Here is a 24,744-nt window from a genome sequence, read left to right as displayed (position 1 = left end):
ACTATGAGCGTCTACTACACACTCTGTTTTCTGGCAGCGTTGGCGATTTTTATCGCCTTTGCCAACCAGTATGTTGTGAAGATCCAGACCACCATCGCCATTACTGCGGGCTCCATGCTGATCTCCGCACTGCTGGTGCTGTTTGGCAAACTGGGCTGGTTCAATCTGGAACCTCTTGCCGTCAAGACCATGGAGAGCATCGACTTCCAGAACTTCCTGCTGAAGGGGATTCTGGGCTTCCTGCTGTTCGCCGGTGGCCTTGGCATCAACCTCAAGGCGCTGCGTAGCCAGAAGTGGGAGATCACCATTCTGGCCATCATTGCCACTCTGCTCTCCACCTTCCTCATCGGCTACGGCTTCTGGTTTATCGCCAAGCTGCTGGGCTGGGAGTTGCCGCTGGTCTACTGCATGCTGTTCGGCGCGCTGATCTCCCCCACTGACCCGATTGCCGTACTGGCCATCGTCAAGAAGATGAAAGCGCCACCCCAGATCGCCATCCAGATCGAAGGGGAATCCCTGTTCAACGACGGTGTTGGCCTCGTCATCTTCGCTACCGTGTTTGCCGTCGCCTTTGGCGGTGTCGAGCCCACCTTCGGTAGCGTGGCCGGTCTGTTCCTGCACGAAGCCCTCGGTGGCATCCTGTTTGGCGCCGTGCTGGGCCTCATCGCTCACGTGATGATCAGCGCCACCGATGACGGTTCATTGGAGCTGCTGCTGACCCTCTGCATCCCGACCGCCGGTTTTGCCTTTGCCAACATGATCGGCGTCTCCGGCGCACTGGCCATGGTGGTCACCGGCATCATGATCGGCAACTGGACCCGTCACTCCGGCTTCTCCGAGCAGAGCAGCCATCACCTGGATCACTTCTGGGAGTTGATGGACCAGTTCCTCAACGCCCTGCTGTTCCTGCTGATCGGTCTGGCGCTGGTACTGCTGGATCTCGCCTGGCGTGACTGGATCCTGCTGGTCATTGCGGTGCCGCTCTGCCTGGGTGCCCGCTTTATCAGCGTGTCGCTGCCCTATGTGGCTTTCCGCCGATTCCGCAATTACAACACCTTCTCGGTGCGGATCCTCACCTGGGGTGGCCTGCGCGGTGGTCTGGCGATGGCGATGGCACTGGCACTCCCCTCCGGCGTCATGATGATCCCGGAACATGGCGTCGACCTGCGTCAGGTCATCCTGGTGATGACCTACTCGGTGGTGATGTTCTCCATCGTGGTGCAAGGCATGACCATCACCCCGATGATCACGGCTGCCAAGAAGGCCTGTGGCGACTACTGAGTCGGCCCACTGTGCTGATTGCAGAATGAGAGAGGGCTCCCGTCGGGAGCCCTCTTTTTATGGCGGATAGTTGCGAATATTTGCTGCTGATAGCACCTTGATTACACAGAGGAAAAGCGTACTGGCTTCAACATCGGCAAATTATTGTTTGCTTTTTATTCATTTCGAGGAGAGAATGCGCGTCGGCTAGTTAATCAGCCTGTTTATGTTTGCCCTGCAATGCTTCACCTCACGATGAATCCTGTCAGTACCCGCATAACCTTCTTCTGATTTACTCGCCTTGAGAACCGTCAGGCTGTCTGCCTGCGTTGCCCGGCTCTCACGGTGCAGACCCGATCTGCCCACCCAATTTGATTTATGCATCAGCATATTCCTTGAAAGTGCAGACGCCCCTTAACCGGGCTGGGTATTCCTGCGCGCTTGTCGTTCACCCAATCGACCGCGCCCATTGACCTGACATTTGCCAATACAAGGAGCAAACACCTAATTTATATAGAGAAATACCATGATGAAAGCAGTACAAACACACAAGCCCCTGCGTCGTAGCAAGCCCATCAACCTGCCTGTGCAAGAGCACGACAATGATGCGTTTCTGATCCAGTTCAGCACCCGCTTCAGCGGCGGTTTCGCCATCTCCTGTGATGGGATCGCTGGCGAGTTCTCCATCGAAGACCTCAACTGATCCTGCCTGCCCTCCGGCAGCGCCCGATGCAGACAGGCCGCAACTCACGGCGGCCTCTTTGCTTCTCTCTCACGACTTTAGCCAGACCCGGGCTCTTGCTTGTCACTCAGCCTGACAGCCACCTCGCCATTCGCTTTCCAGCTCTCTGACCCTGATCACTGCTCCAGCAGCAGACACTCATCGGCATCTTCGCTCAACTTGACCAGTCGACTGCGCACCAGCCCCAGCTTGGCCAACAGGCCGATGGATCGCTCGTTGCCCGGAGTGACGATGGCAACTACCTGCCCGATCCCCAACCGGCTTTTGCCATCGGCAAGGGCGGCCTGCGCCGCTTCAATGGCGTAGCCCTGACCGCGATATTGCGGCAGGAAGGCGTAACCGATATCGACCTGCTCCAGGGTATCGCGCTTGATCAGGCCGCAAATACCGAGGCTGACACCGTCCTCCTTACGCTCCACCAGATAGAGCCCGTGACCATAGCGGGCATAGCTGACCGCCGGCCCCTGCTGGATATACTCCTGCGCCTGCTCCAGGGTGCGAATGCCCCGATCACCGATGTAACGATAAAAGTCGCCGTCATTGAGCAGCTCAAGGATGAAGGGGGCATCGGTGGCGATCATTTCGCGCAGGATCAGGCGGGAGGAGGCAATCATGGCAAGGGCTCTCAAACGGAAAGTGAAGGGCAAAGAGTGCCCCGTCACTCCCGAGCTGGCAAGCTTGTGGCGCCATCGGCCATGAAAAAGGGGCCGCGTTGGCCCCTGATGAGATGGAATATACGGGCTCAGGCGGCCAGCAATCCGGCATAGCCATTACCCTGCTCGCGCAGTGCAGTGAACTGGGCGGCGCAATCGGCCCAGTTCAGCCCCAACGCGTCTGCCACCTTGTGGGGCCACTCGGGTGGCGCCTCTTCACCCACATCGGATTGTGCTGCCAGTACGATCGCCAGATGGATCAACCCAGCCTCGGGAGAGAACTCCTTGGCCAGCATGGGGTTGTAGTGATACTCCACCGCATTGCTGATGGTCTCGGGGAACTTCCAGTAGCGTGCCATGGCCGCCCCGACCTGGGCATAGTTGAAGCCAACCACCAGCTCTTCCGCCTTGGCCCGCCCCTTGTGCAATTCCAGATCGTGAATGTGGTGGACGGTGTTTTCCGGCAGGCCCACATGCATCACCAAGCGGCCGAGATCGTAGAGCAGGGCGCAGGTAAAGACCTCATCCCCCTTCATCCCCTTCTTCACCGCCAGACGACGGGCCAGCTCTGCCACGTTGAACACGCTGCCCCAGAAGTGTTTGAGGTCAATGCCGGGCACCGCAGTGACCGATTCGGTGAGCCCGCAGGCCAGCACCATGTTGCGCACCATCGCCAACCCCAGCCGCACCGCGGCCTCATTGACGGTGCCGATCTGGCGACTGCTGCCGAACTTGGCCGAGTTGGCCAGCCGCAGCAACTTGGCGGAGATGACAGGGTCCTTGTTGATCAACTTGCTGATCTTGAGCAGATCCGGATCCTTTTCATTGAAGGTCTGGATCAAATCGCGCATCACTTCCGGGATCTGGGGCAGTAGCTTGGGCTCGGCCAGCAGGGAATCTATCGTGGGCATAGGCGTGTCCATCCGTGTTATCTGTGTTCCAACCTGTTTGCCTTGGCAAACTCCTCCTAATTATGGGTAACAAATGGCCTCCCCATCGGATTGTTTATTCGCTGGCCATTCAAGGTGTTAGTCACATTCAGGCTATACTGGCCGCCACATTCACTGTTGCGGATATCCCATGAACGACACTCAGGAATTTTTTGATGAAGACGCGCTGCTGGAGATGGTGGAGAACCAGCTCAACGACGGTCACCCGCCCCATGTGAAGGCGACACTGATGCGGCTGGTAATGAAGGGCACCCCGCGGGAAGAGGCGCTGCAATATATCGCCTGCGCCCTCGGGGCCGAGCTGATGGCAATGGAGGCCGATCAGGGCCCCTTCAATCTGGCCCGTTACGGCGAGTTCCTCGACAGCCTGCCCGAGATGCCGTGGGCAGACGACTGACCCGAACTGGATAACGGATGCAAAAAGGGCGGGTGCCAATGGCCCCGCCCTTGTTGCATGGATCCTCTCCGGATCAGAACTGGGAGTTGATGATCACCTCTTCCCCCAGCGCCCCTGCCAACGGCAGTGGCCGATAGCTGGAGTTGGCGGCCCGCAGCAGACGAATGCCGCGAATGCCGACCTCCTGCGCTGCCTTGATATCCCCATCGGCGTCGCCGTAGAACAGCTTCATCTGCTTATCCTTGAGCCACTGCACCTTGGTGTTCTGGCCCGGCTGATCACCGGCGAAGATCACCGGATTGAGCTGGTCGGCCGGAATATTCATGGTCTGCTGCAAGGTCTGGCTAACGGTTTCAGTCTTGGTAGCCGAGCGGCCGGTGACGAAATAGATGTGGTCACCGCGCTTGAGATGCATGGCGATGAGCGCCTTACCCACCTCTTTCGGCATGCTGAACGCATCCCAGCCATTGTTCATCTTCTCCCAGAAGGCGGGGTTCTTCAGATAGCTCTCGTCGTTGGGCGAGAACTCCTGCTTGCCGCGATAAAAACCCGGGCTGGAGAAGAGCAGGGTATCGTCGATATCAAACCCGACCGCCATCGGGGGCAGGCCATCCAGACTTTTGGCAATCTGCTCCACCGACACCCAGTGAATCGGCGCCTGCTGGGCCAAAGTGACGGTGGTGACACCGGCAGGGACCGGCTGAACGGTAGCGGCTTGACCCGCGACGGCAGGCAGAGAGAGGGCAGCAGCCAGCAAGGAGGCAAGCAGCGCCGGACGAGAGACGTGTTTCATAAGGCAGGTTGTCATCTTCAATCAAAAGAGGGGGCCAATAGTGCCCCCATCCCGCCCTTCAAATCTGTGAATGCTCCTGCAAAAGGGAGCATTTGACGCCCGATAATTAATCTTCGATTGGCAGCAGATCGGTAAAGACAAAGCCGTCGCGCAGCACTGTCTCGCCGACCCGAAGGCCGAGCGGACGGGAGAACATGGGGCCATCATAGGCCAGGGTGTGAAACTCGCCGTTCTCGCCGCACGGATCGACCCCCTCCGGCAACGCCGCCAGCAGTGCCTCGTCAAAGTCATGGCCACCCAGGCTGGCATCCAGCTTGTTCGGGTCGAGAGCACTGATCCGCGCCTTCAACCCAGCGGCCACCATCTGCGGCGCCAGTTCACGGGTATTGCTGCCCCAGAGCGGGAATAGTGGTTCGATGCCGGTACCTGCCAGCTGCTTTTCACGGTAGGCGCGCACATCCTCGAGGAACAAGTCGCCAAAGGCCATATGGCGGATCCCCTGTGCCATCACATCGGCGATAAAGCCGGTCATGATGCGGGCGTAATCCTCGTTGCTGCAGGGCCAGGGCAGATCGATGGTGATGAGGGGCAGCCCGACACAGGCGGCCTGCTCGGTCAACAACTGCTTGCGCACCCCGTGCATCGCCACCCGCTCGAATGCCTGATTGAGGGTGGTAAACAGCCCCACCACCTCAATGGCGGGATCTTGCCGCAACTGATGCAGTGCCCATGCGCAATCCTTGCCGCTGCTCCAGGAGAGCAATACCCGTTTCTTTTCCATCATTCCTCCGTCAGCGGGGCATTCGGATTGCCCCAAAAAGATGCAAGACAGTGTTGCGAATTGCGCGATTTACACACAAGAGGCAGGCAGCATACTCTCGATCACCTGTATATGCCCCTTGCACGGGGTGACAATAACTAAAAAAAACGATGGGAAACATACGGATATGACCACGACCACACAACAACACGATCACGCCCGCCCCCTCAATCGACAGGATTACAAAACCCTGAGTCTGGCTGCCCTCGGCGGTGCGCTGGAGTTTTACGACTTCATCATCTTCGTCTTCTTCGCCGTGGTCATCGGCGAGCTGTTCTTCCCGGCCGATATTCCCGATTGGCTGCGCCAGTTCCAGACCTTCGGCATCTTCGCAGCCGGTTATCTGGCCCGCCCGCTTGGCGGCATCATCATGGCCCACTTTGGCGATCTCATCGGTCGCAAGCGGATGTTCACCCTCAGCATCATCATGATGGCGCTGCCGACCCTGTTGATCGGTCTGTTGCCGACTTATGCGGTACTCGGCATCGGCGCCCCCATCGCCCTGCTGGGACTGCGGATCCTGCAAGGCGCCGCCATCGGCGGTGAAGTGCCGGGCGCATGGGTGTTTGTCGCCGAGCACGTCCCTGCCCGTCGGGTCGGGGTCGCCTGCGGCACGCTCACGGCGGGATTGACGGCCGGCATCCTGCTTGGCTCCCTGATCGCCACGGCGGTCAACAAGAGCCTGACACCAGCCGAAGTGAGCGAGTGGGGCTGGCGAGTGCCCTTCCTGCTCGGTGGTATCTTCGGCATCGTCGCCATGTACCTGCGTCGCTGGTTGCACGAAACCCCGGTCTTCGCCGAGATGAAAGCCAACAAGACCCTGGCTGACGAACTGCCCCTCAAGTCGGTGCTGCGCAACCACAAGAGCAGCGTGGTGGTCTCCATGCTGCTCACCTGGCTGCTCTCCGCCGGTATCGTGGTGGTGATCCTGATGACCCCCACCTATCTGCAGAAGGTCTATGGCATCAGCCCGGCTGACGCCCTGACCGCCAACTCGCTGGCCATCGTGGCCCTGACCCTCGGCTGCATCGTCTATGGCCGACTGATCGACCTGCTGGGCAGCGGTCTCACCTTCATGTTCGGCTCCCTACTGCTGGCGGGCTCCAGCTACGCCTTCTATCACGGTCTGGCGGCCGGTACGAGTCAGCTGGTGCCGCTCTACATGCTGGCAGGCTTTGCTGTCGGGATTGTCGGCGCAGTGCCTTACGTGATGGTCAACGCCTTCCCGCCGGTGGTGCGTTTCTCCGGTCTGTCATTCTCCTACAACGTGGCCTACGCCATCTTCGGCGGCCTCACCCCGATGGCGGTGACCCTCTGGATGAAGAGCGACATGCTGGCCCCCTCCCACTATGTGGTGAGCCTGTCTGTACTGGGGTTCGCCATCGGTCTCTGGCTCTGGTTCCAGCAACGGGCCATCCGGCAACAGCAAGCGCCGCAAGCGGCCTGACCCGAACAGCAAGCCCCGGCATCTGCCGGGGCTTTTTTGTACTGCTTATGTTCAGTTTCGCCAGCATAAGATAGCCTCCCTCTGGGGCCTGCCACCCGCATCGCCCCATGGCTTCCAACTCTTTATCCGAGGCTCAAGATGTTCTTTCAGGTCGTATTACTCACCTTGCTGGCGCTGCTACCCATGGTCAACCCGCCCACCACGGCCACCCTGCTGCTGGGACTGAGCAAGGGGATGTCGCGCGAACACGTGCGCCGTCAGGTCAATCTGGCCGCCATCTATCTGTTCTGCACCCTCTGCATCACCTTCTTTATCGGATCCTCGATCCTGGATCTGTTCGGGATCTCCATTCCGGGCTTGCGTCTGGCCGGTGGCCTCATCATCGGCTTTATCGGCTTTCGCATGCTGTTCCCCGCCCCCAGCCAGCAGAGCGGGGTCGATATAAACCAGAGCATTGCCTTCGTACCGCTCACCATGCCCAGCATGTGCGGGCCAGGTACCATGGCACTGGTAATAAGCGGAGCCGCCCAGATTGCCGAGCTGCCTGACGAGTACAACCGCCTCACCATCTACGCCGGTGTGGTAACGGCGTTTGCCCTGATGAGCCTGATCAGCTGGGGAGTATTGAAGCTGGCGGACCCGGTCTGCAAGATCCTGGGCGCCACCGGCATCGATGCCATGACCCGCATCATGGGCTTCCTGCTGGTCTGCATGGGTATGCAGTTTTGCATCAATGGCATCAAGGAAGTGGCACAGGATCCGGTATTCCACGGCGGCCAGACCGTGCAAACCGCACCGGCGCTACCAAAGGCTTCCGGCACGTTTGATCAGTTGCCGCAGAAGCCCACCGGCTCTGATTGAAAACGGTATCAAAAAGTCCCTGACGATCTGCACTGATCTTGTTCCTGATCATGTTATTGACACACAAATGAGTTAGTTTGTTTTTCATACAGACTTTATTCAGATGGACGCTGATAGGTTTGTTGATGAATACCCACTCAACTTCAGGAGAGTATGCAGATGGACAAGATGCTGACCGAAATAGGGAGCCATAGCCTGTTTCACGAGTACCTGAACGTGGTTGGGATTGCGAGCCCATCCCTCGCCAAGATCGAGCAACGCTGGGAATATAAAGATCAGGAGCAGCTGGTTGCCAAAATCCAGATCGACAAACAGGGTAACGCTCGCTATTTCATCGACGCCCGCGCCATATCAGTCAACTGATACCGAATCACCCGCCAGCCCCGGTTCAACGACCGGGGCTTTTTGTTGTCTGTGGTTCCCTGAATAGCAAAACCCCGGCAAGGGCCGGGGTTTGAATGCGTCGGGTTACGCCGCTACGCGGCTAACCCAAACCTACGAAGTGCCACCCACGGTGAGCTGATCCAGTTTGAGGGTGGGCTGGCCGACACCGACCGGCACGCTCTGCCCCTCCTTGCCGCAGATGCCAACCCCGCGATCCAGCGCAAGATCGCTGCCCACCATGGAGACCTGGCTCATCGCCTCGGGGCCGTTGCCGATCAGGGTCGCGCCCTTGATGGGAGCGGTGATCTTGCCATCCTCGATGAGGTAAGCCTCGGAGGCGGAGAAGACAAACTTGCCGGAGGTGATGTCCACCTGGCCGCCACCGAAGTTGGGAGCATAAATGCCCTTCTTCACCGAGGCGATGATCTCGGCCGGATCGTACTGACCCGCCAGCATGTAGGTGTTGGTCATGCGCGGCATCGGCATGGCAGCGTAGGATTCGCGGCGCCCGTTGCCGGTGAGCGGCACCCCCATCAGGCGAGCGTTCTGCTTGTCTTGCAGATAACCCTTGAGGATACCGTTCTCAATCAGCACGTTGTAGCCACCCGGTGTCCCCTCGTCATCAATGGAGACGGAGCCGCGCCGACCCGGCAGGGTGCCATCATCGACGATGGTGCAGTGCTTGGAGGCCACCTGCTCGCCGATGCGACCAGCAAATGCGGAAGATCCCTTGCGATTGAAATCCCCCTCCAGACCATGACCTACCGCCTCGTGCAGCAGCACGCCAGGCCAGCCGGAGCCCAACACCACTGGCATGGTACCGGCTGGCGCGTCGATGGCTTCCAGGTTGACCAGTGCCTGACGCACAGCTTCACGCACATAGCCAAAAGCGCGGCTCTCCAGCCCGTCCAGTTCGAGGAACCAGTCGTAACCAAAGCGCCCGCCGCCACCGGCACTGCCACGCTCGCGGCGATCGCCCTTCTCGGCGATCACAGTCACCGACAGACGCACCAGCGGACGCACATCGGCGGCCAGGGTGCCGTCGGTGGCGGCCACCAGCACCTCTTCGTAGACGCCGCTGATGGAGGCCATCACCTGATTGATGGCGGGATCCAGACTTCTGGCGAACTTGTCCATCTGCTCCAGCAGGGCGATCTTCTGATGCTTGTCGAGGGTCTGCAGCGGATCCATGGCCGGATAGAGCAGGTTCGCTTCGGTGCGGGCCCACGCCTTCACCTTGCCGTGAGCACCTGCGGCGGCGATGCCGCGAGCGGCAGTCACCGACTGTTGCAGCGCCAGCAGGCTCAGCTCGTCCGAGTAGGCGAAGCCGGTCTTCTCGCCGCTGACGGCGCGCACACCGACCCCCTGATCGATGTTGTAGCTGCCATCCTTGACGATGCCATCTTCCAGCATCCAGGACTCGTGCCAGCTGCGCTGGAAATAGAGATCGCCGAACTCCACCTGATGGCTCATCAAGCTGCCGAGCAACTGCTGCAGGCGCCCTTCGTCGAGGTCGTTCGGGGCCAACAGGGAGGCACTAACCTGGCTCAATAGACTCAATCTTCTTCTCCAATCTCGACGTGAGATGTCGTAACGGTTAATTCATCCGGTGTGGCCCGGTGTTCAGTTCGTATTCGCAGGGTGCAATGGGCGCCGTGAATGGCGCCGCCAACCCCAAGATCGGCACAGGTGCAATGCGCTTCGCTTGTTGCACCCTACGTCGATCAACACCCCGGGATCACAGCAACCGGGCATGCCTCAGCACTGGCATGGTGCGTTTCAATTCATCGATAAGCCCGGGCTCCATCTTTGCCAGCACTGTGCCGCGCCCGGACTCTTTGCTCGCCAGCACCCGACCCCAAGGGTCGACCACCATGCTGTGGCCCCAGGTCTGGCGCCCCGTCTCGTGAGTGCCGCCCTGATTGGCAGCGACTACGTAGCACTGGTTTTCGATGGCGCGGGCCCGCAGCAGCGGCTCCCAGTGCGCCTCGCCGGTCACGGCGGTAAAGGCGGCAGGCACCAGCAGCACGCGGGCACCGGCACGGGCCAACTGGCGGTAGAGCTCGGGAAAGCGCAGATCATAACAGATCGAGAGGCCGAGGGGACCAAAGGGAGAGTCCACCAACACAGGCGCCTCCCCCGGGCTGAAGGTCTCCGACTCACGGTAGCGACCGTGATTGTCCGCCACATCCACGTCGAACAGGTGGATCTTGTGGTAGTGGCCCCTGAGCTCACCGCTTGGGTCAAACACCAGCGAGCTGGTGTGGATATGGTCGGAACCTGAGATGGTGGTCGGCATAGCCCCGGCCACCAGCCAGATGCCATAATCGCGGGCCCATTCAGCCAGTTGCTGCTGGATCGGGCCCTCACCTATGGCCTCGGCCCCATCCAGATAACCCTGCCGTTCGCCAAACAGGGCAAAGTTCTCCGGCAGCAGCACCAGCAGCGGCCGCTCTTTGGGCAAGGCCGCCAGTTCGGCGGCGATCTGCTCCCGGTTATCCTGCCAGTGACGGCCAGATACCAGCTGTATTGCGGCTAACCACATGACGCTCTCCTTGTCCGCATTAATCGCGATCCACAATATTCGGGTCTTTATCCATCTCGCCCAGCAGCTTGCGAAGATGATGCCTGACCAATCCACGCTGCCCCCGCTCCGCCCATTTGAGGCAATCGAACAACTCCCAAACTAGGCCATCCCCTTCGGCCATATAGGCAGGAAAGTCCCAATGGCTTGGGGCAGGGCCAGAAACCTCAAGCGCACCAAGGGAGGAAGTTTTATCGAACAGTGGCAAATAAGGTTTGGCAAGGGGGAACTCAGCCCCCCGATCAAGGATGTGGATCTCGATGCTGGTCATGTCGAGGAATATGAAGCGCCAGTATGAACAGACCTCTTCATGTCTTCCTTGCCAGCAGTGAAAGATGGGCCGATCCCCCACAATGGTGCGCACCAGTTCGTCTCCCTGCTTATGGAAGCCAGGCTCGGCCAGCAACAAGAGATCGACATCGGATACCCGGTCAGCCTTGCCCTTGGCGAGCGACCCAACCACTACCCCAGCATCAATCGCAGGATGGGCTGCGCCATGTTGCATCACCGATTCCAGCAGTGCGCGCTGCAGTGGCGGGATGGCAGCCCAGTGCTCATCCACCATCATAACGGCCCCTCTGACACAACCCGATCCCCTGCCTGCAGGGTGTAATCCAGCACTATGATGCGCTCCAGCACCGGACGGAAGATGGCCTTGAGGGCATCGTGATCCGGATGGTGCAGATAGCGCTGGCGGGCCGCTTCGTCGGCGAAGGTCATCAGTACGCTGTGGGTAAACCCATCGGCCCGCCCCTCCGGGCTGTCATCCCGCCCCCACTCCACGGCGGTCACGCCGCTGACCTGATGGGGAATGGCGAGAAAGGCGGTACGCACCGCATCTATCTGGGCAGGCTGGGTGCCCGGCTTGAAGGCGATCAGCAGGATATGTCGGATCATGGCTCACTCCTTGTGATGGTGCCGGGCCGCTCGTTCAGCGCTGAGCGGGCCCTGCGTGTTTGGGGCTCAGCAGGAAAGGGGTCACCTCTTGGGTCGGCAGGCTGGGGGCAACGGCATCTACCGCCTCTTTCTGCTGCTGGTTGAGCTTGATGCGCGCGCGATCGCGCCCCGCCTCGATCAGCTTGGGTGCGTCGAGCGGGCCCGAGATGCGAAAATCGATGCGGGTCACCACATCCACTACCGGCTCCAGCAGTTTGGAGAGGGCCAGCACATAGAGACCCGTGACCGGCGTGATGGAGAAAGCCGCCACCACCGGCAGGGTGCCCCCCAGATTGGGGGAAAAACTCAGCTCGTAGTCGAGCTGCCAGCGCACCAGATCGGCGATCCCCTCGCCGCGCAGGTTGCCTGCCGCCCCCTTCATATAGAAATCATCGTTGCTGACCTGCCCCTGCTTGATGGTGGCAGAGGCGGACATGGATTCGAAGTAGAAGCCCTTGTCGAACACATCGCGAAAATCGAGCCGCAGCTTGCGCAGCAGGGAGTCGAGGCTGAGCAGGGAGAGCAGCCGTGCCCCCTTGTCGTTGACCTCGCGCAGGGTGCCACCCTCCAGCTGATAGTTGGCACTGCCCCCCAGAGTCGGCAGGCTCGGGCGATAGGGCACATCCTGCCAGTTCAGATCAAAAGCGAGAGATCCGGGGGCATCGCCTATGGGCGAGGTGTAACCGAGCCGCTTGAGCAGCAGCTCGCTGTTGTTGCTGGTCAGCTTGCCACGGGCGCGGGTCTCCATCCGGTTGCCATCGGCCAGCCAGTCGACGCTGCCGGTGAGCTGACTCCCCGCCAGCCGCACATCCAGCCCCTTGAGGGTCACCTTGTTGGCGCCGGGCACCAGCTCCCCTTTCACTTCCCCAAGAGGTAGCTCGCCAAAGCGGCAATCGACGCAACTCACCTTCAACCAGGGGATGGATGCCATGATGGCGTTGTCCTGCTTGGCATCGGGATCCGGGCTGAGATCCGAACTCTTGCCGGACCAGTAGATGCGGGCAAACTTGGCATCCACCGGACGATTGGCTACTGCAGGCAGGCGGATCACCCCCATCACATCGGGGCTGTCGATCATCACTTCGGTCGCCTGATTGGTCGGCCCCACGGTGAAACGCGCCGCCTTGAGGGTGGCACTGCCGATATAGGCGCGAGCCAGCTGTCCATCCACCCACCACTCCTGCGGCAGGAAGGCCGGGCCAACCACCGCATTGCCAGTCTGGTTCTGCGCTGGCAACCACTGCTTGAGTCTGGCCAGCCAGCCACCCACATCGGCCTCCTGCTGGTTGATGGCGAGCAGCATGGGAGCATCGCGCATTACCCGGGCGCCCGGCTGACCCACATCGACCCGCACCCGGCTGAGATAAGGCCCCCCTTCGCCGTAGACCAGTCGGGTCTGCATATCCACATCAGCCCCCAGTACGGCACGAATGTCGGCGCTGCCATCCCGGCCACGGGCGATCACCTTGAGCGGCAGCCGGCTGGCACTGCTCTTGGCCAGCGGCAGCGGCAGATCCAGTCCCATCCCCTGCAGGTTGGAGTCGAGCGCCAGCTGGAAGCTGAACGGCTTGCTGTCGGGCAGGGTCAACCCGAGCTTGCCGCCCCAGTTGCTGCGGCCGTTGAGAATGCCGAATGAAGAGATGGCGGCGGGTTGGCGGCGACTATCCCACTGCCCCTTGAAATCGAGGTCGACCTGATAGTGATCCGGATGCTGGCGCCCCTGATAGTCGAGGGTCAGCGGCTGGTTCCACAGGCTCGCCTTGAGGTTGCTGAAGCGGGTCTGTTCGTTGTCATATTCAAGGCGTCCCTGCACCTTCTCCAGCGGCAGATCCAGACTGGCGACCCGCACCTTGTTGTTGCTGAAGGTGGCATCGCCGCTCGCCTTCACCTCACTCTCTCCATCGAGAGGAATATCGAGCTTGACCGAACCGGCCATCGGGCCGCGGATCTCGATCTCCCGCAGCGCCTGACCTACCGAACTGCCCAGCGGGGAGTCCTGCAGGTAGTCGCTGATGGCCTTGCCTTCCCCCTGCACCTTGGCATCCACATAGAGGTGGGCGCCAGGGGAGAGATCCGGGATCCAGGCATGCACCGCGTCGGAGCTCGCCTTGCCGAGTTTGGTGGATCGGCTGCGCATATCGAGGCCGGCATTCTGGAACAAGAGATCGATCTGCAGGTCGGTAAGCGGTTGCCAACCGGGGAAGAACTCGTAGGTGGCCTGCTCCAGCGGCACCGCCACCTGGAAGATGCCCTTGCCGTTGTCGTAGGGGAAATCCCGAAACTCCCCATACCAGAGCAGGTCGGCCCCCTTGGCCTTGCCCCCCTTGATGGCGCCGCTCAGGTAATCCACCAGCCCCTTGTCCATCGCCTGCAGCGGGAAGTAGCGATCCGCATGGCCCGCATTCTTCACATCGATGCGACCGGTCAGGGCGAGGAAAGGGTGCTCGAACAGATCGAGGCGGAAACGGCTGGCCAGGGTCAGATCCGGGTTATCCAGCGCGATATCCTGCCCGTAGAGCACCCAGCCCTGTTCCTCGCGCCACCAGTCGAGGCGGGCCGAGAAGTTGTCGACCGGGATCGGCATCTTGAAGTGACGGGCGGGATCCACCTTGTCATTCGCCAGCGCCAATCTGGCGCTACCGCCGGTCGGGGTAAGCCAGAACTCGCCGTTGAGATCCTGCATCCCGGGTATATCTTGCCAGGCCTTGAGGCGCACCTTGCTGAAGCGGCCACTGAGGGAGAGACCCTGCCAGTCGGCGTTGGCCAGCAGCGTCAGATCCTGCACCGAACCCTGCGGATTGGTCTGGCGCAGGGTCTCGCAGAGTGTGGGGTAGAGCGCCGAGACCAGCTGACTGATCTGGGTGATCTTGTCGAACTCTATGCTGGGCAGATAGCCCTGCACCCGATCCCCGATCCGCTCCAGCTGCAAGCGGCTCTGCAACCAGGGTTTGCCGTCCAGCTTGAAGTTGACGTTGTGGCTCGCCAGTTGCCAGTCGGTGCCCTCACGGCGCAGCTGGATCTTGCCGCCATCGAGGCCGAAACGGTGCATCTCCCCTTTCTTGGGATCCTTCCAGATCAGGTAGTTGTTGCCAAACGCCAGCAGGGTATTGCCCAGCTTGCCGCTGTCAAACTCGCTCCAGAGCTGGAAGTCGAGCTGACCGGCAACCTTGGGTTCGCCCGCATGGATCCTGGCCAAGGTCGGGGTGATATCGAGCTGGCGGGCCCCCAGATAGAGTTGCCCTTTGAGGCGATCGAGCCGGGCAGTCGGGGCATCCACATCCAGAATCAGATCGAGGGTGCTCTCGCCCACCCCGTTGATGAGGTAAGCCTTGCCGACCCCCTGATGGCGCTTGCCACGGTTCTGCCAGCGCAGTTGGGCGATGTCGAGGGCGCGCAGATCACCGAGGGAGGTGGTGACGCTGAGGCGGGTGTTGTGCACATCGAAGGTGGAGAGCTGGGTCAGCAGAAAGCGCAGCAGGGCGCCCTGCTGGGGATCGCCAGAGGGGCTCTCGTCAGCCGGTTGGCCCAAGTCGATGGTGATATCGCCATCGCTCAGGATCAGCTCGCCAAACACCGGCTTTAGCTCGTTAATGGTGCGCCAGAAGTCGAGATGCACCCAGGCTTTGCCGAGCTGTACGGCAAAACGCCCCGAATCCGGGGCGATGGCGAGTTGCTGCAGTTCGAGGGCGGGCCCGGACTGTGTCCAGTCCAGCCCCACTTGCTCCACGCTGACCTTGAGTTGTGAATCGCCCAGCAGAGTGTGGATCAGACTCTCCCGGTATTGATTCAGCAAAGGGCCCCCGACCCGTACCAGGGTGACCAGCATGGCCATCAGTACGAACAGAACCCCCAGGGCCAACCAGCCCCGACTCAGCCAGCGATAGACCAATTACATCATCACCACGTCGAACTGCTCCTGACCACAGAGGGGTTCGCTCACTACCCGCACCTGCTTGCCGATGAACACTTCCAGCTCCGCCAGACTGTGGGACTCCTCGCCATGGAGGTAGTCGGCCACGGCCGGGGCCGCGTAGACGGTGAACTGATCCGCATCGTAGGCACGATTGACCCGGATGATCTCCCGCAGGATCTCGAAGCAGACCGACTCCACCGTCTTGACCCGGCCGCGCCCCTTGCACTCGGGGCACTCGGAGCAGAGCACATGCTCCAGACTCTCGCGGGTGCGCTTGCGGGTCATCTCCACCAGACCGAGCTGGGAGAAGCCGTTGACGTTGGTCTTGGCGCGGTCTTTCGACAACGCCTGCTCCAGACTGTGCAGCACCCGACGACGGTGATCTTCCGACTGCATGTCGATGAAGTCGATGATGATGATGCCGCCGAGGTTGCGCAGGCGCAGGTGACGGGCGATGGCCGCCGTCGCCTCGACGTTGGTATTGAAGATGGTCTCTTCCAGATTGCGATGGCCGACAAAGGCGCCGGTGTTGATATCCACCGTGGTCATGGCTTCGGTCTGGTCGATGATGAGGTAGCCGCCGGATTTGAGCTCCACCTTGCGCTCCAGCGCCCGCTGGATCTCGTTCTCCACGTCGTAGAGATCGAAGATGGGCGACTCGCCGGGGTAATACTCCAGCTTGCTGGCCAGCTCAGGCACGTACTCTTCGGTGAAGCGCTTGAGCTGATCGAAGCTTTGGCGGGAGTCAACGCGGATCTTGTCGAGCTCGGCACCGACAAAGTCGCGCACCACCCTAAAGGCCAGACTGGGATCCTCGTAGAGGATCTTGCAGGGTGGATACTTCTGCTTGCGCTCGAGGATCTTGCGCCACAGCCGTTTCAGGAAGGCAGCATCCTGCTCCAGCTCCTGCTCCCCCACCCCTTCGGCAGCGGTGCGGATGATGTAACCACCCAGCTCGTCCACATAACCGGCCACGGTGCGCTTGAGGCGCTCCCGCTCCGCTTCGGACTCGATACGTTGGGAGACACCGACGTGGGCACTGCCCGGCATAAAGACCAGATAGCGGGATGGCAGGGTGATATCGGTAGTGAGACGGGCACCCTTGGTACCCAGCGGATCTTTCACCACCTGCACCATGATGTCCTGCCCCTGACGCACCAGCTCGGCGATGTTACCGACCTGGAACTGCTCCTTCTCCTTCACCGCCACACACTCGGTGTGGGGGACGATATCAGAGGCGTGCAAAAAAGCTGCCTTGTCCATGCCGATATCGACGAAGGCCGCCTGCATACCGGGCAGCACCCGACTGATCTTGCCTTTGTAGATATTGCCGACAATGCCGCGCTTGGCCTGACGCTCTACATGCACTTCCTGCAGCAGACCGTTTTCGACCAGAGCGACCCGGGTTTCGGAGGGGGTAACGTTAACCAGCAGTTCTACCGACATAAGTAACCTTGCCTGTTCCAGTTTTGAATTCTATAGAGCCAATCCGGTACAACGCGCGCAAGGGAGAAACGCAGCAGAGCACAGCTGACGGGAAATTATTTGAGCTGTTCCAGATGATGCTTGATCAGCAGGTCTGTCTCCAGCAGGGGCAGGCCAACCACGGCGCTATAGCTCCCTTCGATGCGGCTGACAAACTTGCCGGCAATACCCTGAATGCCATAAGCCCCGGCCTTGTCACAGGGCTCACCGGTCTGCCAGTAGGCCTCGATCTCGGCCTCGTCCAGCTTGCGAAACGCCACGTTGGTGGTGACCAGACGCACGTCACAACGATCCTTGCTGGCCAGCGCTACCGCCGTCATCACCTGATGCACCTTGCCGGAGAGGGACTCCAGCATATCTTTGGCATCCAGCAGATCGGACGGTTTTTCCAGTACCCGGTCGCCCAGCACCACTATGGTGTCGGCACCCAGCACCGGCAACGCCGTCGGCGCACACGCCACGCCCGCCATCGCCTTGTCACGAGCGAGGCGGCAGACGTAATCCTGCGCCTTTTCACCCTCTTCCCGCTGCTCGGGCACATCCAGTTTCAGCACCTCGAAGCGGTAGCCAATCTGGGTTAGCAGTTCACGGCGACGGGGAGAAGCCGAGGCGAGATAGAGTTGTGGTTCGTTGTTTTTGTTCATATTTACCTGATATTGAAGCGGCGCCGCACCTTGCGCAGCACCAGAAACACCCAGGGCCATATTAGCATCGTCGTCAACGTCGACCAAAAGTAGGAGAAGTTGAGACTGGCCTGGCTGAACAGATGCTCGGCCCAGAATACCGTCATTTTACCCACCAGCGAGAGGCCACCGATGATCAGTGCCTGCTGCCAGAGGGAGAAGTTGCGGATCTTCTGGAACTGGAAGGCCGCCAGATAGGTGGTGATGGCCATCGCCATTGCCCGCACGCCGAGGGTGCTGCCAAGCAGCACATCCAGCAGCAGGCCCGCCACCCAGGCGGTGCCGACGTTGGTCCGGTGCGGCAAAGCCAGTGCCCAGTAGATGAGCACCATGGCCAGCCAGTCCGGACGGAAGGGGTCAAATTCGAAAGGAAGCGGCAGGATCGACAGGCTCAAGGCCAGCAGGATCGAGATCCAGATCCAGATCCTGCCGCTGGCGGGTTCTAGCATCAGCGGGTGGCTCCTGCGGCGGACGCAGCGGGAGCCGCCCGTTCGCCATCCTCATCATGTACTTCAGGCTTCTTGTCGGTCCACAGCAGCAGCAGATAACGCAGTCTGTCCAGCTCCACCAGCGGCTTGGCCTCGACCTGAGCGAAGGGCTTGCCCTCCACATACTCGGAGCGGGTCACTGTCGCCACCGGATAACCTTCCGGGAAGCGACCACCCAGACCCGAGGTGACCAGCAGATCACCCACCTGAATATCGGTATTGCGCGGCAGGTTGCGCAGCTCAAGCTTGTCGAGCTCGCCACTGCCGGAGGCAATGGCGCGCAAGTCGTTGCGCAGCACCCGCACCGGAATGCCGTGGCTGGAGTCGGTGATCAGCAGCACGCGACTGGTGGTGGAGCCCACATGGAGCACCTGACCAATCACCCCCTGATCGTTGATCACCGCCTGACCGTTGTAGACGCCATCCAGCGCCCCCTTGTTGATCAGCACCTGATGGCTGAAGGGGTCAGAATCCACCGACAGCAGCTCGGCCACCATCTTGCGGGACTCCTTGTGCACCGGCGAACCCAGCAGCTCACGCAGCCGCTGGTTCTCGTGTTCCAGCTGATCCATTTTGAGCAGACGGGCCCGCAGAGTGAACAGTTGCTGCTCCTGCTGTTTGGTCTGCTCGATGAGATCGGCGCGGGTCTGCACCTGGGTCGACATGGTGTCGAGCAGGGTACCGGGCGCATTGGCCATGTATTGCAGGGGACTGACTAACGAACTGAGGTAGACGCGGACATGGGTAAACACACCGAAGCGGGAATCCGCGACGATGGCAGCGATGGAGATGATGACGGCGAGAAACAACCGTAACTGAAGCGAAGGGCCTCTACCAAAAATGGGTTTCATGGGTCGTCAAAAAAGAGCCGGCACGCTGGCCGGCTTTGGGTCTTATTCGTAGTGGAACAGATCGCCACCGTGCATATCGATCAACTCCAGCGCCTTGCCGCCGCCACGGGCCACACAGGTGAGGGGATCTTCGGCCACGACGACAGGAATGCCGGTCTCTTCCATCAGCAGACGGTCGATATCTTTCAGCAGTGCGCCACCACCGGTCAGCACCATGCCGCGCTCGGAGATGTCGGAAGCCAGTTCCGGCGGAGACTGCTCCAACGCCACCATGACGGCAGCCACGATACCGGACAGCGGCTCTTGCAGCGCTTCCAGGATCTCGTTGGAGTTGAGAGTGAAGCTGCGCGGTACACCTTCAGCCAGGTTGCGACCACGGACTTCAATCTCGCGCACCTCTTCGCCCGGATAGGCGGAGCCGATCTCGTGCTTGATGCGCTCGGCAGTGGCTTCACCGATCAGGCTGCCGTAGTTGCGACGGACGTAGCTGATGATGGCTTCGTCAAACTTGTCGCCACCGATACGGACGGACTGGGAGTAGACCACACCGTTCAGAGAGATGATGGCCACTTCAGTGGTACCACCACCGATATCAACCACCATGGAACCGGTCGCTTCGGATACCGGCAGGCCGGCACCGATGGCAGCAGCCATAGGCTCGTCGATCAGGTAGACCTCACGGGCACCGGCGCCCAGTGCGGACTCCTTGATGGCGCGACGCTCAACCTGGGTTGAACCACACGGTACACACACCAGCACACGCGGGCTGGGACGGAAATAGTTGTTGTCGTGAACCTGTTTGATGAAGTGCTGCAGCATCTTCTCGGTCACGTAGAAATCGGCGATCACGCCATCTTTCATCGGGCGGATTGCGGAAATGTTGCCCGGGGTACGGCCCAGCATCTGCTTGGCGGCATGACCGACAGCAGCGACCGATTTGGCGTTCCCGCGCTCTTGGCGAATGGCGACAACTGAGGGTTCGTTAAGGACGATCCCTTGATCTTTTACATAGATCAGGGTGTTGGCAGTTCCCAAATCGATCGACAGATCGTTGGAAAAGACGCCTCTGAGCTTTTTGAACATGGCTACGGGAAATCCTAAGAATTTGGAGGTGCAGAAAACCGGCTAACTTTACCAATGCCCACCCCAATGGGCAAGCGCTCAAACTGTCGCCAATCAATCAGTCGCGACAAAAATGCGAGTCATCACTCACTCGCACACGCTTGCAAACACTAATAAACAAGGATTTAGGGGGATGCTGTTGAGCCCCCCCCCCTTACACATCAATTACTGCAATACTTCGCGCCGATAAATAATTCTGTCATTACCCCGGCTGGAGCCGAAAATGGCCTCACCTTGCAGGTTGCCGTCATTGGCACTCGTTGGGTCAGACAACCAGAGTGGCGATGATGGTTGTTTTGCCAATTCGACCTTGTAGGGGATGCGCACCGAGATGTCCGGCTTGGCAAAGTGGAACAGGATCTCCCCATCTTTCGCCAGTGCAGCATCCCCACCCGGTGCAGAACTACCCAACCCCAGCTTGATCTTGCGACCCGCCCCCAGATTCAGCTCGCGAGTCGCCGCATCAAAGGTGTGACTCGAATTGAGGAAAATGAACCCCTGATTGGCCAAAGAGAGCTGGGTACATTTATCTTCCTTGTTTTGCAGCCAGTTGCCCCCTTCGTAATATTGCATCTGCAGTGGAATGGCCAGCGGCGCCGAGGCCAGGCCGGCCGCCGTACCAGCCTGCAGGCGGCCATAATAAGCCGTCATGGTGTTATTCACCCGCGTAGGAATCGTCAACTGCTTGGCATTGCAGTTGACCCCCTTGGTACAACCATTCTTGATGCCAGGATTCAGGTCAGCATCAGCCATGAAAGTGACTGAGGGTGACTCCTCATCAAGCACTTGCAGGCCAAAACGCAGTAACTTAAAGGACTCTTCGGGAGTAGTCAGGCCGGGATCGCGCTCAGAAAGCCGAGCAAAGCGGCTCTGGCTGTCAATATTGGCTTCGCCTGATGCCCAGTTGGCCATCATGCTCCCCACTCGATCCGTGCGATCAATCCCATCATGATTATTGCCTGCAACCAGATAGAGCCGCCCCTTCGCGAACTCGCCACCATAGTTTTTGGTCACCCCGGCACTCTTGTTACGAGCCTGTACCGCTATCTTGACCCCGAATGGCTGACTCATATAGCTGAACTGCCCGCAAGCAGGCGTAAGCACCCCGCTCAGCAAATTGAAATCCCAAGGGACAAAACGTCCCACCGGCACGCTGCTGGCAGGAGGGATGGTGTAGCCGAAATAGCCCGTAGATACAGTGCTTCCTTCTGGCGACTTTGCCACCGGTGGTGTCGCCGTCATCCGGAACACTCCCACCTCGCTCACCGTCTGGCTAACGTTATTGGCACTGTTGGCCGCAGCCACATGGCTATAGGCGGTAGTACCCAGCGTTGCATTGGTGCCCGGATTGGGTGCCACCAGCGTACTGCCCAGAGCAATATTGGGCAGGGCAAAGTTGGGCGTAGTCTGATTCCCTACGCAGATATCCCCATCATTGGCGGATTCCCAGGCCATCGCCTTGATATCTACCTGGAACGTTTCCCCCGCTTTTTTGAATACCGGACAGCTGCTGTCACCTGCCGCGCAGACCCCTTGCGGGGGCGTGATGCACAGACCGACCGGGCGAGCCACAAACTGATCCGCGCCTAGCATCACCAGACCGGCTTCACTGCCAGTACCATCATAGCGGGCATCCAGTTGCACCTTGCCCGCATCCGGGTACTTAACCGTTATGCTCGACTGCCCCTGCGCATCGAATACGAGGGAGAGCGGCGTTGCAGCCCCCTGACTGGCACCAATCGTACTGCTGTTGACGCTCATCTGGCTGTTATAGGGGTTACTGGTGGGGGTGATATAGCTGCTCCAGAACTTGACGCTCTTGGTCTGGCTGGCAAACCCCGGCACACACTGCTTGGTCACATCGCTCTTTTTGACCGCCTTGATGGTCACCGTCTGCGGCTGATTGGAGTAGGTATCAGGCACATCAAAGAAGAAGCCGCTATCGGCAAAATTCAGGGTACAGGCTGCGGCACTGGGAGTCCCCGCCCCGGCCTTGCACAAGGTGGTACTGAATGGCTTGGTCGTCGGAGTCGAGCCGGAAACGCCTATGGTCACCGCGGTCGGCGTATTGTTGCGCAACTGCACCGTGGTCGAACCGCCGCTAAAGGTCACAGTATTGCCGCCAATCCAACCATTGCTGACTGAAGTAGGGGTAAGACTCAGGGTTGCAGTAACCGGGTCTGTGATAAGCGTGGTACAAGCGGCATCGGCGCACGCCTTGACCGTCACCGTCTCGGGGTTGCAGGTCAGTGGCTGACCGGAGTGATCAAGTTGGAAATGATCAATCTGCACCCCGATCGGGTTGGAGCGCAGGGCGCAGATCTGCACATTGTCGAGTTCATGTATGTTGGTCGAACCGCCCGTCGAGCCGGTAAGGGAGAGCAAAAAGTCACTCGGCACCTGAGCCTGGCCGCTCTGACTCTGGGCATTGAACGAGTCGATCAGAGTAACGTAGCCACTACCGGTATCCCGCTCTATTTTCACCATCGACTGCCCGCTAACACGGGAATCAATGGTCAGTTGGTACTTGTGATTGGCGCTGCCATTACCATCCACCCTCGGATTAAGGCAAGCAGTGTTTGTATTGCTCGCACCATTGTTACAGGTGCCGCGTAGATACCTATAACCAGCAGTGCCGGAACCAGACCCTCTAATCACAACTGACTGACGACGCTGCCCTACGTTGGTTGTCCCACCTTCACCGGAGTAATTGCCAAATTCGTCAAGACCAACGCCCAGCCACCCCCCTGCAAAACCGGGGATACCAGGCTTGAAGCCATAGCCAAGCGGGCCACCAAATGCTCCGGGCTGCGGTGTTACTGTCGCGTCGGATAGTACGACCGCCATACCATCAGCCCCGTTTCCTCCATAGGCATAATGATTAAAGGTAATCGTCACCAAGTTGTTGGCAGCAGGAAACAGACGCTGATAGGTAGTGGATGTAGACTGATTGCCAGCAGCTTGAGTCAAACGTAAACGACCGCTGACAATCGAGGGAGTAAACGAGCCGCTGCTGGTTTTAACCACCCAGTCACTGCTCAGCGAACCTGATGAGAAGTTATCGTTAAAACAGGTGAGGGAAGGTGTAAACGCTTGGTCATTGATGGCGCTGTTACTCGCCATTGTCAGAGATCGACTGGTCGTACGACCGTTGATGACTGAGGTATTGTTCATCACTAAAGCCTGATCAGAATAAACAAACCCATTCAGCAAAGTATCGCTGTTCAGAGTGATATTCTGATATCCGAAAAGCAACAGAGAACCCATACTGGATCTGTTCAGAACAGCACCGTTGAACTGCGTAGCCTGATTGACGAAGATCCGCACATCTCCCTGAACTTCAATCTCCGCTCCTTGGTTGAGGGTTAACTGATCGATCCAGTAGTCTCCGCTCGGCAATACCAGCTTGGCACCACTGCCTGCCTCCAGTTTTTGGATCCGATACTCTGTACGGGCTGAAGAAAAGGTCACAGTACAGCTGTTATAAAGAGAGAGGCTGGAAAACTGGTACTGACTGGCACTGCCCAAGTTAATCGAGTCACCGGCATTGCAATAAGAAATGCCGCCATTACTACCATTACTAGTCAGAAATGCGTTGCCACTTGTAATGGAGAGTCCCTGAATCGTCGAGCCGGTGACAGTACATTGGCGACGCGAACCATTACTGTTATCACAGCCATCGAGTGGCAAGCCAGCCCCCAGATTTGACGTGCAATATCTCAAGGCTGCGCCTGCCGTCCCTGAGATTTTGGCCTGACCATTTTGGGTAAGAGCAGGATTACCTAGCGTATTACACGAATAACCGGTATTACCCCGATGACCCTGAGCCACTGCCGGGAAATAGGTCGCAGTATCAATCACCTGAAACGCCCCTGCTGCGCCACTAAATAGCCACACGGCTGCGACGATCCATAAATTGCGCATCAGGGAGTTCCTCCATCATAAGCTTCGACCATCAGGGTTCGGCTCACGGCAAAATCAGGGTTGGCACTGTTAAGGTCCGAGCTGCCACAGGTTCCGACACTCTCGAGACGATAGCCATTGGTCACAGATCCGTTGTAGGTCACCGGCACCGTGACGCAACGAACCACAGCCTGACAGTTGGTCAGCCCTGGATTGCTGGCAAAGCTCAGTGGGCTGCTTGCCAGGCAGACCGCTGGGGGGGTCGGTTGGGCAAGCGTGCGCTTGGGGAACAACCGATAAAGCGCCACTTCCAGCCCGCTCTGGGCGGCCAGCAGGGCCCGCACGCTGCGCACCTCCACGGTATTTTTCTCGCCGCTATCGACCAGAAAACGGCCCATTGCAGCCGCCAGCAGCGCCATCACCACAATCACAAACAGGGCGATCATCAAGGCACTGCCTCGCATCCGTCCGA

Annotated in this window: 22 protein-coding genes; 6 read left to right on the top strand and 16 right to left on the bottom strand. The window is 59.5% G+C overall.

Annotated elements, in window-relative coordinates; translation table 11 throughout:
* Positions 1-3 precede the first annotated feature (3 nt).
* Both ACB042_RS15670 and ACB042_RS15665 read left to right on the top strand, forming a co-directional pair.
* A complete protein-coding gene (locus tag ACB042_RS15670) occupies positions 4-1,281 on the top strand; it encodes a sodium:proton antiporter (RefSeq protein WP_021231596.1) in 1,278 nt (425 codons plus the stop codon).
* Between the two features lie 505 nt (positions 1,282-1,786).
* A complete protein-coding gene (locus tag ACB042_RS15665; RefSeq protein ID WP_005340085.1) occupies positions 1,787-1,963 on the top strand; it encodes a hypothetical protein in 177 nt (58 codons plus the stop codon).
* A 155-nt stretch (positions 1,964-2,118) separates the two neighbouring features.
* Here the strand turns inward: ACB042_RS15665 and ACB042_RS15660 are convergent, their stop codons facing one another.
* On the bottom strand, positions 2,119-2,616 hold the full coding sequence (locus ACB042_RS15660; RefSeq protein ID WP_042081371.1) for a GNAT family N-acetyltransferase: 498 nt from the start codon (positions 2,614-2,616) through the stop codon (positions 2,119-2,121).
* A gap of 128 nt (positions 2,617-2,744) precedes the next feature.
* The gene (locus ACB042_RS15655; RefSeq protein WP_323930619.1) at positions 2,745-3,566 is read right to left on the bottom strand and encodes an HDOD domain-containing protein; all 822 of its coding nucleotides are present in this window, start codon (positions 3,564-3,566) and stop codon (positions 2,745-2,747) included.
* Positions 3,567-3,735: 169 nt separating this feature from the next.
* On the opposite strand from ACB042_RS15655, the gene ACB042_RS15650 reads away from it, so the two are divergent.
* A complete protein-coding gene (locus ACB042_RS15650) occupies positions 3,736-4,002 on the top strand; it encodes a hypothetical protein (protein ID WP_106844155.1) in 267 nt (88 codons plus the stop codon).
* Between the two features lie 73 nt (positions 4,003-4,075).
* Here the strand turns inward: ACB042_RS15650 and aphA are convergent, their stop codons facing one another.
* Together aphA and ACB042_RS15640 are read right to left on the bottom strand one after the other, a co-directional pair.
* Entirely contained in the window at positions 4,076-4,795 is a 720-nt protein-coding gene (gene aphA, locus ACB042_RS15645; RefSeq protein WP_371178692.1) for an acid phosphatase AphA, read from the bottom strand.
* A 106-nt stretch (positions 4,796-4,901) separates the two neighbouring features.
* Positions 4,902-5,576, bottom strand: coding sequence for an ATP-binding protein (locus ACB042_RS15640; protein ID WP_371178713.1), 675 nt, complete (start codon positions 5,574-5,576; stop codon positions 4,902-4,904).
* A gap of 166 nt (positions 5,577-5,742) precedes the next feature.
* On the opposite strand from ACB042_RS15640, the gene ACB042_RS15635 reads away from it, so the two are divergent.
* The 3 genes from ACB042_RS15635 to ACB042_RS15625 all read left to right on the top strand — a co-directional run bounded on the left by ACB042_RS15635 (position 5,743) and on the right by ACB042_RS15625 (position 8,286).
* Complete coding sequence (locus ACB042_RS15635) at positions 5,743-7,062, top strand: MFS transporter (protein WP_371178691.1); 1,320 nt, start codon at positions 5,743-5,745, stop codon at positions 7,060-7,062.
* A 138-nt stretch (positions 7,063-7,200) separates the two neighbouring features.
* On the top strand, positions 7,201-7,923 hold the full coding sequence (locus ACB042_RS15630) for a MarC family NAAT transporter (RefSeq protein WP_005348656.1): 723 nt from the start codon (positions 7,201-7,203) through the stop codon (positions 7,921-7,923).
* 159 nt (positions 7,924-8,082) lie between these two features.
* On the top strand, positions 8,083-8,286 hold the full coding sequence (locus ACB042_RS15625) for a hypothetical protein (protein WP_005340062.1): 204 nt from the start codon (positions 8,083-8,085) through the stop codon (positions 8,284-8,286).
* Positions 8,287-8,418: 132 nt separating this feature from the next.
* On the opposite strand, the gene tldD is transcribed toward ACB042_RS15625, so the two are convergent.
* The 12 genes from tldD to ACB042_RS15565 form a co-directional block, all read right to left on the bottom strand.
* Entirely contained in the window at positions 8,419-9,867 is a 1,449-nt protein-coding gene (tldD, locus tag ACB042_RS15620; RefSeq protein WP_026035085.1) for a metalloprotease TldD, read from the bottom strand.
* Positions 9,868-10,045: 178 nt separating this feature from the next.
* Positions 10,046-10,852: a carbon-nitrogen hydrolase family protein gene (locus ACB042_RS15615; RefSeq protein ID WP_064338893.1), complete on the bottom strand. Its 807-nt coding sequence runs from the start codon at positions 10,850-10,852 to the stop codon at positions 10,046-10,048.
* A 19-nt stretch (positions 10,853-10,871) separates the two neighbouring features.
* Positions 10,872-11,459, bottom strand: a complete 588-nt coding sequence (locus ACB042_RS15610; protein ID WP_323925083.1) for a nucleotidyltransferase domain-containing protein — start codon at positions 11,457-11,459, stop codon at positions 10,872-10,874.
* Complete coding sequence (locus ACB042_RS15605) at positions 11,456-11,788, bottom strand: Dabb family protein (protein WP_323925082.1); 333 nt, start codon at positions 11,786-11,788, stop codon at positions 11,456-11,458. Before ACB042_RS15605 ends, ACB042_RS15610 begins: the two co-directional genes overlap by 4 nt.
* Positions 11,789-11,822: 34 nt before the next feature.
* The gene (locus ACB042_RS15600; protein WP_323925080.1) at positions 11,823-15,716 is read right to left on the bottom strand and encodes a YhdP family protein; all 3,894 of its coding nucleotides are present in this window, start codon (positions 15,714-15,716) and stop codon (positions 11,823-11,825) included.
* Positions 15,717-17,186, bottom strand: coding sequence for a ribonuclease G (gene rng, locus ACB042_RS15595; RefSeq protein ID WP_005340056.1), 1,470 nt, complete (start codon positions 17,184-17,186; stop codon positions 15,717-15,719).
* A 95-nt stretch (positions 17,187-17,281) separates the two neighbouring features.
* The gene (locus ACB042_RS15590) at positions 17,282-17,869 is read right to left on the bottom strand and encodes a nucleoside triphosphate pyrophosphatase (protein ID WP_005340055.1); all 588 of its coding nucleotides are present in this window, start codon (positions 17,867-17,869) and stop codon (positions 17,282-17,284) included.
* Between the two features lie 2 nt (positions 17,870-17,871).
* Positions 17,872-18,357 carry a rod shape-determining protein MreD gene (gene mreD / locus ACB042_RS15585; RefSeq protein ID WP_005340054.1) on the bottom strand — a complete coding sequence of 162 codons (486 nt, stop codon included), beginning with the start codon at positions 18,355-18,357 and terminating at the stop codon, positions 17,872-17,874.
* Positions 18,357-19,247, bottom strand: a complete 891-nt coding sequence (mreC, locus tag ACB042_RS15580) for a rod shape-determining protein MreC (RefSeq protein ID WP_005340053.1) — start codon at positions 19,245-19,247, stop codon at positions 18,357-18,359. The genes mreD and mreC overlap by 1 nt, the downstream gene beginning before the upstream one ends.
* Positions 19,248-19,289: 42 nt before the next feature.
* Positions 19,290-20,330, bottom strand: a complete 1,041-nt coding sequence (locus ACB042_RS15575) for a rod shape-determining protein (RefSeq protein WP_005340051.1) — start codon at positions 20,328-20,330, stop codon at positions 19,290-19,292.
* Between the two features lie 204 nt (positions 20,331-20,534).
* The gene (locus tag ACB042_RS15570; RefSeq protein ID WP_371178690.1) at positions 20,535-24,293 is read right to left on the bottom strand and encodes a DUF6701 domain-containing protein; all 3,759 of its coding nucleotides are present in this window, start codon (positions 24,291-24,293) and stop codon (positions 20,535-20,537) included.
* Positions 24,293-24,718, bottom strand: coding sequence for an MSHA biogenesis protein MshP (locus tag ACB042_RS15565; RefSeq protein ID WP_371178689.1), 426 nt, complete (start codon positions 24,716-24,718; stop codon positions 24,293-24,295). The genes ACB042_RS15570 and ACB042_RS15565 overlap by 1 nt, the downstream gene beginning before the upstream one ends.
* Positions 24,719-24,744 lie beyond the last annotated feature (26 nt).

Origin of the sequence: Aeromonas sp. S13(2024) (assembly GCF_041402405.1) — a bacterium.
Lineage (GTDB): Bacteria > Pseudomonadota > Gammaproteobacteria > Enterobacterales > Aeromonadaceae > Aeromonas > Aeromonas veronii.
The sequence above is the reverse complement of the archived record's forward strand: the minus strand, read 5'-3'. Positions and strand labels throughout refer to the sequence as shown.

Excerpts from the sequence above, each read along its gene's own strand:
- ACB042_RS15670 (WP_021231596.1), top strand. The coding sequence starts at position 4 with ATGAGCGTCTACTACACACTCTGTTTTCTGGCAGCGTTGGCGATTTTT.
- ACB042_RS15665 (WP_005340085.1), top strand. The coding sequence starts at position 1,787 with ATGATGAAAGCAGTACAAACACACAAGCCCCTGCGTCGTAGCAAGCCC.
- ACB042_RS15660 (WP_042081371.1), bottom strand. The coding sequence starts at position 2,616 with ATGATTGCCTCCTCCCGCCTGATCCTGCGCGAAATGATCGCCACCGAT.
- ACB042_RS15655 (WP_323930619.1), bottom strand. The coding sequence starts at position 3,566 with ATGCCCACGATAGATTCCCTGCTGGCCGAGCCCAAGCTACTGCCCCAG.
- ACB042_RS15650 (WP_106844155.1), top strand. The coding sequence starts at position 3,736 with ATGAACGACACTCAGGAATTTTTTGATGAAGACGCGCTGCTGGAGATG.
- aphA (WP_371178692.1), bottom strand. The coding sequence starts at position 4,795 with ATGAAACACGTCTCTCGTCCGGCGCTGCTTGCCTCCTTGCTGGCTGCT.
- ACB042_RS15640 (WP_371178713.1), bottom strand. The coding sequence starts at position 5,576 with ATGGAAAAGAAACGGGTATTGCTCTCCTGGAGCAGCGGCAAGGATTGC.
- ACB042_RS15635 (WP_371178691.1), top strand. The coding sequence starts at position 5,743 with ATGACCACGACCACACAACAACACGATCACGCCCGCCCCCTCAATCGA.
- ACB042_RS15630 (WP_005348656.1), top strand. The coding sequence starts at position 7,201 with ATGTTCTTTCAGGTCGTATTACTCACCTTGCTGGCGCTGCTACCCATG.
- ACB042_RS15625 (WP_005340062.1), top strand. The coding sequence starts at position 8,083 with ATGGACAAGATGCTGACCGAAATAGGGAGCCATAGCCTGTTTCACGAG.
- ACB042_RS15615 (WP_064338893.1), bottom strand. The coding sequence starts at position 10,852 with ATGTGGTTAGCCGCAATACAGCTGGTATCTGGCCGTCACTGGCAGGAT.
- ACB042_RS15610 (WP_323925083.1), bottom strand. The coding sequence starts at position 11,459 with ATGATGGTGGATGAGCACTGGGCTGCCATCCCGCCACTGCAGCGCGCA.
- ACB042_RS15605 (WP_323925082.1), bottom strand. The coding sequence starts at position 11,788 with ATGATCCGACATATCCTGCTGATCGCCTTCAAGCCGGGCACCCAGCCT.
- rng (WP_005340056.1), bottom strand. The coding sequence starts at position 17,186 with ATGTCGGTAGAACTGCTGGTTAACGTTACCCCCTCCGAAACCCGGGTC.
- ACB042_RS15590 (WP_005340055.1), bottom strand. The coding sequence starts at position 17,869 with ATGAACAAAAACAACGAACCACAACTCTATCTCGCCTCGGCTTCTCCC.
- mreD (WP_005340054.1), bottom strand. The coding sequence starts at position 18,357 with ATGCTAGAACCCGCCAGCGGCAGGATCTGGATCTGGATCTCGATCCTG.
- mreC (WP_005340053.1), bottom strand. The coding sequence starts at position 19,247 with ATGAAACCCATTTTTGGTAGAGGCCCTTCGCTTCAGTTACGGTTGTTT.
- ACB042_RS15575 (WP_005340051.1), bottom strand. The coding sequence starts at position 20,330 with ATGTTCAAAAAGCTCAGAGGCGTCTTTTCCAACGATCTGTCGATCGAT.
- ACB042_RS15570 (WP_371178690.1), bottom strand. The coding sequence starts at position 24,293 with ATGCGCAATTTATGGATCGTCGCAGCCGTGTGGCTATTTAGTGGCGCA.
- ACB042_RS15565 (WP_371178689.1), bottom strand. The coding sequence starts at position 24,718 with ATGATCGCCCTGTTTGTGATTGTGGTGATGGCGCTGCTGGCGGCTGCA.